The sequence below is a fragment of the Streptomyces sp. 4N124 genome (genome assembly GCF_052245395.1).
GTDB lineage: Bacteria > Actinomycetota > Actinomycetes > Streptomycetales > Streptomycetaceae > Streptomyces.
Genome location: NZ_JBQQBS010000074.1, coordinates 1 through 12,678, shown reverse-complemented (window position 1 = coordinate 12,678; position 12,678 = coordinate 1). Strand labels below are relative to the sequence as shown.

12 protein-coding genes are annotated in these 12,678 nt (G+C 71.7%); all 12 read left to right on the top strand.

Going from position 1 to position 12,678, the window contains the following annotated elements:
- Positions 1 to 474 precede the first annotated feature (474 nt).
- Positions 475 to 1,065, top strand: a complete 591-nt coding sequence (locus ACTWQO_RS42855; RefSeq protein ID WP_443242798.1) for a DUF2617 family protein — start codon at positions 475 to 477, stop codon at positions 1,063 to 1,065.
- Between the two features lie 58 nt (positions 1,066 to 1,123).
- Positions 1,124 to 2,761 carry a polyamine aminopropyltransferase gene (locus ACTWQO_RS42850; RefSeq protein WP_443242797.1) on the top strand — a complete coding sequence of 546 codons (1,638 nt, stop codon included), beginning with the start codon at positions 1,124 to 1,126 and terminating at the stop codon, positions 2,759 to 2,761.
- A gap of 86 nt (positions 2,762 to 2,847) precedes the next feature.
- Positions 2,848 to 3,621: an SRPBCC family protein gene (locus tag ACTWQO_RS42845; protein ID WP_443242796.1), complete on the top strand. Its 774-nt coding sequence runs from the start codon at positions 2,848 to 2,850 to the stop codon at positions 3,619 to 3,621.
- Between the two features lie 148 nt (positions 3,622 to 3,769).
- Positions 3,770 to 4,570 (top strand): aldose epimerase family protein, encoded by an 801-nt coding sequence (locus ACTWQO_RS42840; RefSeq protein ID WP_443242795.1) that lies wholly within the window; start codon positions 3,770 to 3,772, stop codon positions 4,568 to 4,570.
- A gap of 10 nt (positions 4,571 to 4,580) precedes the next feature.
- Positions 4,581 to 5,132, top strand: a complete 552-nt coding sequence (gene pyrE, locus ACTWQO_RS42835) for an orotate phosphoribosyltransferase (protein WP_443242794.1) — start codon at positions 4,581 to 4,583, stop codon at positions 5,130 to 5,132.
- A 116-nt stretch (positions 5,133 to 5,248) separates the two neighbouring features.
- Positions 5,249 to 6,280 (top strand): class II fructose-bisphosphate aldolase, encoded by a 1,032-nt coding sequence (gene fbaA, locus ACTWQO_RS42830; protein ID WP_443242793.1) that lies wholly within the window; start codon positions 5,249 to 5,251, stop codon positions 6,278 to 6,280.
- 64 nt (positions 6,281 to 6,344) lie between these two features.
- The gene (locus ACTWQO_RS42825; protein ID WP_443242792.1) at positions 6,345 to 7,811 is read left to right on the top strand and encodes an MFS transporter; all 1,467 of its coding nucleotides are present in this window, start codon (positions 6,345 to 6,347) and stop codon (positions 7,809 to 7,811) included.
- Between the two features lie 111 nt (positions 7,812 to 7,922).
- Entirely contained in the window at positions 7,923 to 8,336 is a 414-nt protein-coding gene (locus ACTWQO_RS42820) for a DUF3151 domain-containing protein (protein ID WP_301982806.1), read from the top strand.
- A 147-nt stretch (positions 8,337 to 8,483) separates the two neighbouring features.
- Complete coding sequence (locus ACTWQO_RS42815) at positions 8,484 to 9,323, top strand: tryptophan 2,3-dioxygenase family protein (RefSeq protein ID WP_443242791.1); 840 nt, start codon at positions 8,484 to 8,486, stop codon at positions 9,321 to 9,323.
- Positions 9,316 to 10,533, top strand: a complete 1,218-nt coding sequence (kynU, locus tag ACTWQO_RS42810) for a kynureninase (protein WP_443242790.1) — start codon at positions 9,316 to 9,318, stop codon at positions 10,531 to 10,533. The genes ACTWQO_RS42815 and kynU overlap by 8 nt, the downstream gene beginning before the upstream one ends.
- A gap of 236 nt (positions 10,534 to 10,769) precedes the next feature.
- Positions 10,770 to 11,732, top strand: coding sequence for an alpha/beta hydrolase (locus tag ACTWQO_RS42805; protein WP_443242789.1), 963 nt, complete (start codon positions 10,770 to 10,772; stop codon positions 11,730 to 11,732).
- 209 nt (positions 11,733 to 11,941) lie between these two features.
- Positions 11,942 to 12,678 (top strand): alpha/beta hydrolase (locus tag ACTWQO_RS42800; RefSeq protein WP_443242788.1); only part of this gene is annotated, 737 nt, incomplete at its 3' end.

Below are 12,678 nucleotides of genomic sequence, written 5' to 3'. Positions count from 1 at the left end.
CTCGTCGTGCGGCGGCGGGTCGTCCTGTGGTGGTGGATCGTCGTGCGGGGGCGGCGGCGGGGGTGGCGGATGCGGTGGTGGAGGCAGCTGACACGGGGCAGCTGAGCTCCCTGAAGGGGGAACCGCATCCGACCACGGGGTCCGCGCTTGCTGCCGGGCCCGCATCGCGCCCGCCGGGGACAGCTCCCGGCGGGCGCTCGTGCGCTCCGGCGCACGCCATATGCGCTGAGGCGCACGCCGTAGTTGAACAGTTGAGCTGTGGAGCCCACTGAGGGATGGAAACCCTACGAAGTTGGGTAAAAACGCTGTGGAGGCGCCTCAGTTCATGATTCCCTCTACATCACCAAAGCGGCCCCTCGGACGTCCCGCGGACACCTGTTCCCGACCGGGCTGACCGGGCTGATCTCCCGGCGTGGACCGGGAAGTGCCGGACCCACCCCTCCCTTTTTCTTTGCGTGCTAGCGGAGCCGACCCATGCTCACGACCCTGAAAACCTCGTACACCGACACGCGCGCGGCCGACCTCGCCTGGGCCCTGGGGCGTGAGCCGCTTCCCGCACTGGCCACCCTCGACCTCGAACTGACCGGGACCAAGCTCCAGTTGAGACTGCTCGGCGCGTCCCACCAGGTGCTCCTGGAGGAGGAACAGGGCGTCTGCTCGGAGACGGTGGCATGCATCCCGGGCAGCAGCACACCGCTGCCGCTCGGCGTCGCCAAGCGGGTGGGCGACTGGGAGTACGAGTTCGCGGCCCGCGTCGAGATCCTCTCCCCGGGCTCCTTCGCGGGCCGCGCCCAGGAGTTGCTGGCCCTCGTCTCCGACCATCCGCACGGCCTCGTCGGAGTCTTCCCCGGCAGCCCGCACGCCTTCACCGCGCTGCTGGCCCAGCGGCACGAGGGGCAGGTGCACTGGCGGACCTGGCACGCGTACCCGCAGGACGGGCAGTTGGTGGCGACACGGACCCGGGTCGGGGTGCGGGTGCCGGCCGGCCGGCCGAGCCCGTCGCCGGTCTCCTCCCGCCCGGGCGCGGGGGAGTTCGCGGCCCAAACCGGTCTCCGCCGACTGTAAACCGACTCCACACGTGTGGGTGACGAAGCGTGCCTGCGGCGTGACGTAACGTCGCAACGTGATCGAACCGCACGCGCCCGCCCCACCCGGCACACCGCCGCCCTGGGGCCGCCCCGCGCGGCTGCCCGTCCGGCCCGGTGTCGGCCGGTTCCTGGTCCTCGCGGGTGTGTTCGTCTGCGCTGCCTGCGGACTCGTGTACGAACTCGAACTCGTCGCCCTCGCCTCGTACTTGATCGGCGACTCGGTCACCCAGGCCTCCGTCGTGCTGTCCGTGATGGTCTTCGCGATGGGCATCGGCTCCCTCGCCGCGAAACGGCTGCGCAGCCTCGCCGCGGCCGGCTTCGGCGCGATCGAGGCGACGCTCGCGCTGGTCGGCGGCTGCAGCGCGATGGCGTTGTACGCCGTCTTCGCCTGGACCGGCGACTGGGGCGGACTGTGGGCGCACGGCCCCCGGCTCCTGCTCGTCACCTTCTCCCTCGCCATCGGCCTGCTGATCGGCGCCGAAGTCCCGCTGCTGATGGAGCTGATCCAGCGCATCCGCCGCCAGGACGCGGGCGGCGCGGTCGCCGACCTGTTCGCGGCGGACTACGTCGGCGCGCTCGTCGGCGGCCTCGCCTTTCCCTTCGTACTCCTGCCGCAGCTGGGCCAGTTGACCGGCGCGCTGATCACGGGCGCGGTCAACGCGGTGGTCGGCGGCGCGCTCGTGCTGGGCCTGTTCCGCAGCGATCTCACCCTGCGCGGCCGGTGGTTGCTGGTGCTGGCCAACCTCACCGTCCTCGGCGTCCTCGCCACCGCCGCCGTCCACGTCGACGACTTCGAGCGGGCGGCCCGGCACGCCGTGTACGGCAGGGACGTACGTGTGGCCGTGCAGACCGAAGTCCAGGAGGTCGTCCTTACCGGCGGCACCGACGGACGCCCGCTCGAACTCTACCTCGACGGCCGGCTCCGCGTCGGCGGCCACGACGAGCGCCGCTACCACGAAGCGCTGGTCCACCCCGCGATGAACGGCCCGCACGCGCGCGTGGTGATCCTCGGCGGCGGCGACGGGCTGGCCGCCCGCGAAGTGCTGCGCCACCCGGACGTCCACCGCGTCGACGTCGTCGAACTCGACGCGGGGGTGGTCCGCCTGGCGCGCGAGGACCACGGATTGTCCACGCTGAACGATCACGCCTTCGACGACCCCCGCGTCCACGTGACCACGGCGGACGCCTTCGCCTGGCTGCGGTCGGCGCCCAGATCGGCGTACGACGTGGTCATCTCCGACCTGCCGGACCCCGGGATCACGGCGAGCACCAAGCTGTACTCGCAGGAGTTCTACGGCCTGGCCCGGCGGGCGCTGGCGCGGGACGGCCGCCTCGTCGTGCACGCCGGCCCGGTCTCCTCCCGCCCGAAGGCGTTCTGGACGGTGGACACCACGATGCGCGCCGCGTCCCTGTCGACGTCCCCCTACGGCATCACCGGCCACGACGCGGGCTTCCGCGCCGGCCCCGACCGCTCGACCGGCGGCACCACACACGGCCCGCACGACTGGGGCTTCGTCCTGGCGACGACCGGGCGCAATCCGCCGCTGGCCCTCGCACAGGCACCGCCGCTCCGGACGCTGACGCAGGGGGAGTTGACGGCGGGGGCGAGGGTGCTGGAGGGGATGCGGGTGAGGGAGGTGGAGGCTTCGACGCTGGTGCATCCGCGGTACTGAGCCACCAGGCGGCGTTCACATATACGCCGGGCGAGTTGTGGCCAACGGGAGCATGCGCACGGCACCTGCGGGTACGCTCGGCCAACATGGAGCATGAGGTGTTCGTTCCGGTTCCGGCCGAGCGGCTGAGGGAGGCGCTGGCCGACCCCGCACGGATCGCCCGGGCGGTCCCCGGGCTCCAGCAGGACGCCGGCGCCGAGCCCGTCACCGGCAGGCTGAAGGTACGCGTCGGCGGCCACACCATCACCTACCGCGGCTCCGCCCGGCTCTCCGGGCAGGACGACGGTTCGTACGCCATCGAGGGCGACGCGACCGAGGCTCGCGGCACGGGTTCGGTCAAGCTCGCGCTTACTCTCCGCCTCCGTGACACGGACGGCGGTACGACGCTCACGTTCGAGGGCACGGCCACGGCGGATGGGCGTGTGGCGGAACTGGCGGGGGATGCGGTCACCTCGGCGGTGGGTCGGCTGCTGAACCGTTTCGCGGAGAACCTGGGGGCCGAGCAGGAGGGGGCTGAGGAGCCGAGGGGGGCGGAGGTCGCGGACGCTGCGGATGCCGTCGTCGAGACGCCGGAGGAGTCCTCCGTGTTCGACGCGGAGGTGCCTGCGCCGGGGCTCGATCCGCTTGCCGAGGCCGAGGCCGAGGAGCCGGCGCCCGCTGAAGCCGCTCACGCCCGGCGCACGATGATCGGGCGCAGTGCGGAGGAGGTGGATCACGCTCCGCCGCGTGGCCGGTATGCGCCGGTTCCCGCGCCTCAGACGGTGGCCCCGCATTCGACGCTTCGGTGGGCTGCTCCGGCGGCGGCGCTGGTGCTGGCGTCGGCGATCGTGGTCGGCAGGGTGTTGCGTAAGCGGCGCTGAGTGGTGGGCGTGGATTTTCTCGCCCCCGCCGCCCCTACCCGTCCCATCCCTGGGGGCTGCCGCCCCCAGACCCCCGCTTCGGCCTGAACGGCCTCGTCCTCAAACGCCGGACGGGCTAATACCTTGATCCGCCCAGTAGGGTCGTGCCGTGAGTAGTGAAGACATCACGCTGACCGCGGGTGACGCGGAGGTGACCGTGCAGCCGGGGAACGGCGGGCGGGTCGGTGGGTTGCGGGTCGGTGGGGATCAACTGCTGCGGCAGGGGGAGCGGTTCGGGTGCTTCCCCATGGTGCCGTGGTGCGGGCGGATGCGGGACGGGCGGTTCCGGGACGGGGCCACGGTCCAGCAGATGCCGCTCAACTCCCCGCCGCACGCCATTCACGGCACCGCCCGCGACGGCGCCTGGCGCACCGCCCGCAGGACGGCGAACGAGGCCGTCATCACGTACGACCTCGTCGACCCCTGGCCCTACCCCGGCCGGGTCACCCAGGTCGTCGCCCTCGCCGAGGACTCCCTCACGCTCACCATGTCCGTGGAGACGTACGAGTCGTCCTTCCCGGCACAGATCGGCTGGCACCCGTGGTTCAACCGGAAGCTCGGTGACAGTGCGGGCGTCGTCCTCGATTTCGCCCCCACCTGGCAGGAAGAGCGCGGCGACGATCATCTGCCGACCGGCAACCGGATCGACCCCAAGCCCGGCCCCTGGGACGACTGCTTCGGCATGCCCGACGGCGTCGACGTCACCCTCACCTGGCCGGAGCGGCTGGAGCTGACCGTCAGGAGCGGCGAGGAGTGGGTCGTCGTGTACGACGAGCAGGAGGCGGCCGTATGCGTCGAGCCGCAGACCGGGCCGCCGGACGGGCTCAACAGCCTGCCCCGCCTCGTCACCCCGCTGGAGCCGCTTGAGGCCTCGACCACCTGGACCTGGCGCAGCCTGAGAGCTGTCTAAGCTGGCAGACATGACGACGGACGTACGCGACGCGCTGCTGCGGCAGATCAAGGACAAGGCCGTGGTGCACGGCAAGGTGACCCTCTCCTCGGGTATCGAGGCCGACTACTACGTCGACCTGCGCCGGATCACCCTCGACGGCGAAGCCGCCCCGCTGGTCGGGCAGGTCCTCCTCGAGCTCACCTCCGACCTCGACTTCGACGCGGTCGGCGGCCTCACCATGGGCGCCGACCCGGTCGCCGCGGCCATGCTGCACGCCGCCGCCGCGCACGGGCGGAAGCTGGACGCCTTCGTCGTCCGCAAGGCCGCCAAGGCGCACGGACTGCAGCGGCGGGTCGAGGGCCCGGACATCGCCGGCCGCCGCGTTCTCGTCGTCGAGGACACCTCCACCACCGGCGGCTCCCCGCTCACCGCCGTCGAGGCCGTGCGGGAGGCCGGTGCCGAGGTCGTCGCCGTCGCCACCATCGTCGACCGGGCGACCGGTGCCGCCGAGAAGATCCAGGAGGGCGCGGGGGTGCCGTACCGCTACGCGTACGCGAAGGACGAGCTGGGACTGGACTGACGGGGCGTCCCGATCATCCGGTCCTGTCTGGAAAGATGGGGCCGACGATGACGTCGCCCCCTAGGTCAGGGCCCTAAGCCAGCAGAACGCCACCCGCACAATCAAGGAGCGGACAGATGCCCATCGCAACCCCCGAGGTCTACAACGAGATGCTCGACCGGGCGAAGGCAGGCAAGTTCGCCTACCCGGCCATCAACGTGACCTCGTCCCAGACCCTGCACGCGGCGCTGCGCGGTTTCGCGGAGGCGGAAAGCGACGGCATCATCCAGATCTCGACGGGTGGCGCCGAGTTCCTGGGCGGTCAGCACAGCAAGGACATGGTGACCGGTGCGGTGGCCCTGGCCGAGTTCGCGCACATCGTCGCCAAGAAGTACGACATCACCGTCGCCCTGCACACCGACCACTGCCCGAAGGACAAGCTCGACGGGTACGTACGTCCGCTGCTCGCCGTCTCCGAGGAGCGCGTCGCGCGCGGTGAGAACCCGCTGTTCCAGTCGCACATGTGGGACGGTTCCGCAGAGACCCTCGCCGACAACCTCTCCATCGCGCAGGAGCTCCTTGAGCGTGCCCGCGCCGCGAAGATCATCCTCGAGGTGGAGATCACCCCGACCGGTGGCGAGGAGGACGGCGTCTCGCACGAGATCAACGACTCGCTGTACACGACGGTCGACGACGCCATGCGTACGGCTGAGGCGCTCGGCCTCGGTGAGAAGGGGCGCTACCTGCTCGCCGCCTCCTTCGGCAACGTCCACGGTGTGTACAAGCCGGGCAACGTCGTGCTCCGCCCCGAGCTGCTGAAGGAGCTGCACGACGGCGTCGCCGCGAAGTACGGTCAGCCCGCCGGCGCTCAGCCCTTCGACTTCGTCTTCCACGGCGGCTCCGGCTCCACCGCCGAGGAGATCGCGACCGCGCTGGAGAACGGCGTCGTCAAGATGAACATCGACACGGACACGCAGTACGCCTTCACGCGTCCCGTCGCCGACCACATGTTCAAGAACTACGACGGCGTCCTGAAGGTCGACGGCGAGGTCGGCTCCAAGAAGACCTACGACCCGCGCACCTGGGGCAAGCTGGCCGAGGCGAGCATGGCCAAGCGCGTCCTCGAGGCCTGCGGGAACCTGCGTTCCACCGGCACGAAGATCAAGTAGCCGTAACCGTACGTTTGCAGCGAGCCCGGTGCTACGGCGCCGGGCTCGCTGTATACCTGTGGGCATGCCCGACGTCCGGATCGCCTCCCCGCAGGGCAAGTGGATCCTGCTCACCACCGTCCTCGGCTCCAGCATGGCCCTGCTGGACTCGACCGTCGTCAACGTCGCCCTCCCCCGGATCGGCGAAGACCTCGACGCGAACATGTCCGCCCTCCAGTGGACGGTCAACGCGTACATGCTCACGCTCGCCGGGCTGATCCTCCTCGGCGGCTCCCTGGGTGATACGTACGGCCGCCGCAAGATCTTCGTCATCGGCGTCATCTGGTTCGCCGTGGCCTCACTGCTGTGCGGGCTCGCCCCGAACGCCGGCTTCCTCATCGCCGCGCGGGCCCTCCAGGGCGTCGGCGGCGCGCTCCTCACACCCGGCTCCCTCGCCCTCATCCAGGCCTCCTTCCACCCCGACGACCGGGGCCGGGCGGTGGGCCTGTGGTCCGGCTTCGGCGGCATCGGCGCGGCCATCGGCCCCTTCCTCGGCGGCTGGCTCGTGGACGGCCCCGGCTGGCGCTGGGTCTTCCTGCTCAACGTCCCGCTGGCGCTGCTGTGCGTCCCCATCGCCCTGCGCCACGTCCCCGAGTCCGGGGACGGCCGCAAGCACGGCCGCTTCGACGTCCTCGGCGCGACGCTCGGCGCGCTGTCCCTGGCCCTGGTGACGTACGCGCTGATCGAGGCCCGGAGCGGTTCCCTCGCCGTCACCGTCACCGCGATCGCGGGCGTCGCCGCCGGGATCGCCTTCGTGTACGTCGAGAAACGGCGGCCCGACCCGATGATGCCGCCCGGGATCTTCGCCTCCCGCCAGTTCACCGCGGTCAACCTGGTCACCGTGTGCGTGTACGCGGCGCTCGGCGGCTTCTTCTTCCTGGCCGTCCTCCAGCTCCAGGTCGTCGCCGGCTACTCCGCCCTCGCCGCCGGTACGGCTCTGCTGCCGACGACCGTCCTGATGCTGCTGCTCTCCGCCCGCTCCGGCGAACTCGGCGAACGCATCGGCCCCCGCATCCCCCTCACCGTCGGCCCCGTGGTGTGCGCCGCCGGCCTGCTGCTGATGCTGCGCATCGGCCCGGACGCCTCCTACGTCGCCGACGTCCTGCCCGGCGTCCTTGTCTTCGGCGTCGGCCTGGTCACCCTGGTCGCCCCCCTGACAGCCACCGTCCTCGGCTCCGTGGACGCCTCCCGCGCAGGCCTGGCCAGCGGCATCAACAACGCGGCGGCGAGGGCGGCCGGCCTGATCGCGGTCGCGGCACTCCCCCTGCTCGCCGGAATGGGGGAGGACGCCTACCGCTCCCCGAGCGCCTTCGACGACGCCTTCGGCCGCGCGATGATCATCTGCGCCGTCGTCCTGATCGCGGGCTCGATCCTGGCCTTCACGACGGTACGCCGCCCACCCCCGGACTGCCGCCGCCCGGAATGCCGTACATATGGGGCGATCACCGCGCCGCCGCTGGAGGGGGAGCCGGTAAAGAAACGGATCGCATAGCGCCCCGTAAGGGGCGCGGGGAACTGCGCGACCAGCCACGACGCAGCCGCAGACGACAGACAACCCGGCGCGGCACCCCCCAGCGGAGCGCCATGCCCCAGACTGGAACCCATGACGATTCACGAAAACCTCCTCGGGGGTCCACCCCCGACGCACCTCCCCGATGACCCCGAGCCGCGCGAGCTGCTCGCGAACGGCACGGCACCCGCGGATGTCGCCGCGCAGTACCCCACCTCCTCCCTCGCCTGGGCCCAGCTCGCGGACGACGCGTTCGAGCGGGGCAGCGTCGTGGAGTCGTACGCCTATGCCCGTACGGGCTACCACCGCGGCCTGGACTCCCTGCGCCGCAACGGCTGGAAGGGGCACGGCCCGGTGCCCTGGGAGCACGAGCCGAACCGCGGCTTCCTGCGCGCCCTGCACGCCCTCGCCCGCGCCGCCGGGTCGATCGGCGAGCAGGAGGAGTACGAGCGCTGCTCGCAGTTCCTGAAGGACTCCTCGCCCACGGCGGCCCAGACGCTGGGCTAGGCGAACCTCGAGTGCGGGTCCGGCTGTGATCCAGTCGGGCCTTGCACTTTCCGGGGGACACCCGTGAGGATTCGGGTGGGGACCGGGGCCCCCGTGTCGATAACGGCAGGGGCGGACCGCTACCCGGAGTTACAACAGGAGACAGCGATGTCCCAAGAGGCTCACGACACGAACGAGCCCGAGACCCCGCATCTCGACTTCGCAGGCACGACGCCGTACGAGGACTACGTCAAGGCGGACGTGCTCACCCACCTCCAGCACACCCTCTCCGACGATCCCGGAGAGATGGTCTTCCTGGTCACGACCCAGGTGATGGAGCTGTGGTTCACCGTCATCGTCCATGAGTGGGAGACCGCCGCGCACGCCCTGCGCGAGGACCGCGTGCCCGTGGCGATCGACGCGCTGAAGCGTTCGGTACGGGAACTGGAGGCGCTGAACGCCTCCTGGAAGCCGCTCGGACAGCTCACCCCGGCCCAGTTCAACTCGTATCGAAGCGCTCTCGGCGAGGGCTCCGGCTTCCAGTCGGCCATGTACCGCCGTATGGAGTTCCTGCTCGGCGAGAAGTCCGCGTCCATGCTGGTCCCGCACCGCGGCGCGCCCCGAGTCCACGCCGAGCTGGAGAAGGCACTGCACGAGCCGAGCCTGTACGACGAGGTCCTGCGGTTCCTCGCGCGGCGCGGGCACGCGATTCCGTCGTCCGTTGTGGAACGTGACATAGCACTGCGGTATGAGCCGTCGCCGGAGGTGGAGGCCGTCTGGACCGCCGTCTACGCGGGCGATCCGGGTGATGAAGTGGCCCGGCTGGGCGAGGCGTTGACCGATGTCGCCGAGCTGGTGTGGCGCTGGCGGAATGATCACTTGGTCGCCACGCGCCGGGCGATGGGCGCCAAGTCCGGGACGGGCGGCTCCGCCGGGGTCGCCTGGCTGGAGAAGCGCGCGCAGAAGAACGTGTTTCCCGAGCTGTGGACGGCGAGGTCTCATGTCTGAGCGGTCTGAGCGGTCTGAGCAGGTGGTGAGGGCCGGGAAGCTGGACGCCGCCGACGAGCTGGCCGGAGTGCGTTCGCGGTTCGTGCTCGACGACGTGGTGTACCTGGACGGCAACTCGCTGGGCGCGCTGCCCGCGCATGTCCCCGGCCGGGTCGAGGACGTCGTCCGCAGGCAGTGGGGTGAGCTGCGCATCCGTTCCTGGGAGGAGAGCGGCTGGTGGACCGCGCCCGAGCGGATCGGCGACCGGATCGCTCCGCTGGTCGGGGCGGCGGCGGGGCAGATCGTGGTGGGCGACTCGACAAGTGTCAATGTTTTCAAGGCACTTGTGGCGGCGGTACGGATGGCGGGTGCGGGTGGCCGTCGGGACGAGATCGTCGTCGACGCCACGACGTTCCCCACGGACGGCTATATCGCCGAGTCCGCCGCCCGGCTGACGGGCTGCGCGCTGCGGCCGGTGGCGCCGGCGGACGTACCGGCGGTCCTGGGTGACCGTACGGCCGCGGTGCTGCTGAACCACGTCGACTACCGCACGGGCCGACTGCACGACCTGCCGTCCCTGACGTCCGCGATCCACGCGGCCGGCGCCGTCTCCGTCTGGGACCTGTGCCACAGCGCGGGCGCCCTGCCGGTCGGGCTCGACGAGCACGGGGTGGACCTGGCGGTCGGCTGCACGTACAAGTACCTGAACGGAGGCCCTGGTTCACCGGCGTACTTCTATGTGCGCCGGGAGCTGCAGGACCGTTTCGACTCTCCGCTGCCCGGCTGGAACTCCCATGCCGAGCCCTTCGGCATGCGGGCGGCGTACGAACCGGCGGCGGGCGCGCTGCGTGGGCGGGTCGGGACGCCGGACATCCTCTCGATGCTGGCGCTGGAGGCGGCGCTGGAGGTGTGGGAAGGCGTCTCGGTCGAGTCCGTTCGCGCCAAGTCCCTCGCTCTGACGGACTTCTTCCTGGAGTGCGTGACGTCGTACGTCCCCGAGGGCAGGGTCGAGTCCCTGACGCCGGGCGCGCATGCGGAGCGGGGCAGCCAGGTGGCGCTGCGTTGTGACGACGCCGGGGATGTCATGAAGCGGCTCGTCGAGTGGGGCGTCGTCGGCGACTTCCGCGCGCCTGACGTGCTGCGGTTCGGGTTCACGCCGCTGTATGTCGGGTTCGGGGATGTGGAGCGGGCGGCTCGGGTGCTGGGGGAGACGGTGGCCGGGGCTGCGTGACGAGGCGGGCGGGTCGGGGCGGGCCGGGTCGGGTCGGTTGTCGGTGGGTCCGGCGGGCGCCGTCATGGGGCGTGGACGCTGTGGTCCGAGGGCTTGGCGGCGCTGCAGAACCGTTCACCCTCACCGAGCGTGACATCCCCGTGTCGGCGCACGTCACCGGGCTGATACCGTCCCCGCCAACGGCCGAATTCTCTCCTGGTCCGCCAAATTCCGTTCCGTCGCTGAGAGGTTGGAGCATGCCGGACGACGTCGCAGCACGAGCCGCCGCCGAAGAGGAGTCGGCCTTCTCGCACCCGCCCGTCGACCCCGACGCCACCGCGGCCTACGGCGACCACCCCGACCAGGTGATCGACTTCTACGCCCCGCGCACGCCCGAACCGGCCACTCCGGGCGCCCTCGCGCCGCTGATCGTCGTCCTGCACGGCGGCGCCTGGCGGGCACCGTACGACCGCCGTCACATGACCCCGTTCGCGGACTTCCTGGCCCGTCGCGGCTTCGCCGTGGCCAATGTCGAGTACCGGCGCGGAGGGCGGGACGCGGAGGGGGCCGCCCATCCGGGCGCGGGGGTGCAGGGCGATTCGGTCGCGGGGGAGAGGCGCGTACCGGTCGCGGGGGAGAGGGACGTACGCGTCGCGGGCCGCTGGCCGGACACCTTCGACGACGTGGCGGCCGCGGTGGACGCGCTCCCCGCGCTCGTACGGGAGATCCTGCCGCAGGCCGACGCGCGCCGCATGGTCGTCACGGGCCATTCCGCGGGCGGTCACCTGGCCCTGTGGGTGGCTGCCCGTCACCTCCTGCCGGCCGACGCCCCCTGGTACACGGCCCGCCCCGCGCCCCTGCGCGGTGTGGTCGCCCTCGCCCCGATCGCCGACTTCGCGGTCGCCGAGAAGCTGGACGTCTGCGGTGGCGCGGTACGTCAACTCCTGGGCGGTGAGGATGAGTTCGCGGCCCGCCAGCCGTACGCCGATCCGGCGCTCCTGCTCCCGACCGGCATCGCCACCACCCTCGTCCAGGGGCGTACCGACATCGACGTCCCGCAGGCGGTCGCCGAGTCCTACGCGGACGCGGACGCGGCGGCGAAGGCGGGCGAGGTGGTGGGCCTGACGCTCCTGGAGGACGTCGGCCACTTCCCCCTGATCGACCCGGCGGCGGACGCGTGCGCGGTGGTGGCGGAGGAGATCGCGCAACTGGCCTGGTGAGGCCGGGCTTTCGGGGCAGCGGCGCAGTGAGCGTGTCGCTGTCCTTCGTCGCGTGGCCGACGCGTGGCCGGCGGCCCCTTCATACCCGTAATACCTGAGAGCTACGTCGCAGGTGAGCTCCCTGGCGTGACGCGGACGACAACCGCTGATCCGTAACTTCCCATCCAGACAGGCCCGATGGCCGGGCGGCACTGGAAGGGGAGACGACCATGGGGCTGGACGAGAGGGCGGCGACGGAGAGCGGTCGTGGCGGTCCGGGGGACCGGCGGCTGCGCACTCGGCGGCACCTCGCCCTCAGATGGCGCCGTACCGTGCTGGCCGCTCTCATCACCGCCGCCGTGGTGTTCCCCCTCTCCGCCGCCGCGCAACCCGAGATCCCCGCGCCGCGGCCCGCGGCCGTCGCTCCGGTGACCGCGGCCACGCTGGTCGAGGCGTACGAGGCCAACCGGGCGAACGCGATGGAGGCGTCCCGGATGGCAGGTGCCCACGGGGACACCGGTCGCGCCGCGGCCGACCGCTCCCTCGCCAACCCCTCCCGCCACCTCCTCGCCTTCGACGGCCGTGGAGCGGGCCGGGCGACGGAGGTCTTCGGCGACCTGGCCCACGCCGACCGCATAGCGGTCCTGGTCCCGGGCTCGGACACCTCCCTCGACACCTACGACCGCTTCCGCGCGACGGCCCTCGCGCTACGGCACCAACTCACCCGGGACGCCCCGACCGGCCCCCGCACGGCGGTCGTGGCCTGGCTCGGCTACAAGACGCCCGGCACGGTGAGCACGACGGTCACCACAACCGGCCGAGCCGAGGAGGCGGCCCCGGAACTACGGGAGTTCATACGGCAGCTGCGCGGCGTCGTCGGCAGCGACGCACAGGTCTCCCTGCTCTGCCACTCGTACGGCTCCGTGGTCTGCGGCCGGGACGCCGCCGGACCGGACATCGATGAAAT

Coding starts and splice junctions, on each gene's coding strand:
- ACTWQO_RS42855 (WP_443242798.1), top strand. CDS start 475: ATGCTCACGACCCTGAAAACCTCGTACACCGACACGCGCGCGGCCGAC.
- ACTWQO_RS42845 (WP_443242796.1), top strand. CDS start 2,848: ATGGAGCATGAGGTGTTCGTTCCGGTTCCGGCCGAGCGGCTGAGGGAG.
- pyrE (WP_443242794.1), top strand. CDS start 4,581: ATGACGACGGACGTACGCGACGCGCTGCTGCGGCAGATCAAGGACAAG.
- fbaA (WP_443242793.1), top strand. CDS start 5,249: ATGCCCATCGCAACCCCCGAGGTCTACAACGAGATGCTCGACCGGGCG.
- ACTWQO_RS42825 (WP_443242792.1), top strand. CDS start 6,345: ATGCCCGACGTCCGGATCGCCTCCCCGCAGGGCAAGTGGATCCTGCTC.
- ACTWQO_RS42820 (WP_301982806.1), top strand. CDS start 7,923: ATGACGATTCACGAAAACCTCCTCGGGGGTCCACCCCCGACGCACCTC.
- ACTWQO_RS42815 (WP_443242791.1), top strand. CDS start 8,484: ATGTCCCAAGAGGCTCACGACACGAACGAGCCCGAGACCCCGCATCTC.
- kynU (WP_443242790.1), top strand. CDS start 9,316: ATGTCTGAGCGGTCTGAGCGGTCTGAGCAGGTGGTGAGGGCCGGGAAG.
- ACTWQO_RS42805 (WP_443242789.1), top strand. CDS start 10,770: ATGCCGGACGACGTCGCAGCACGAGCCGCCGCCGAAGAGGAGTCGGCC.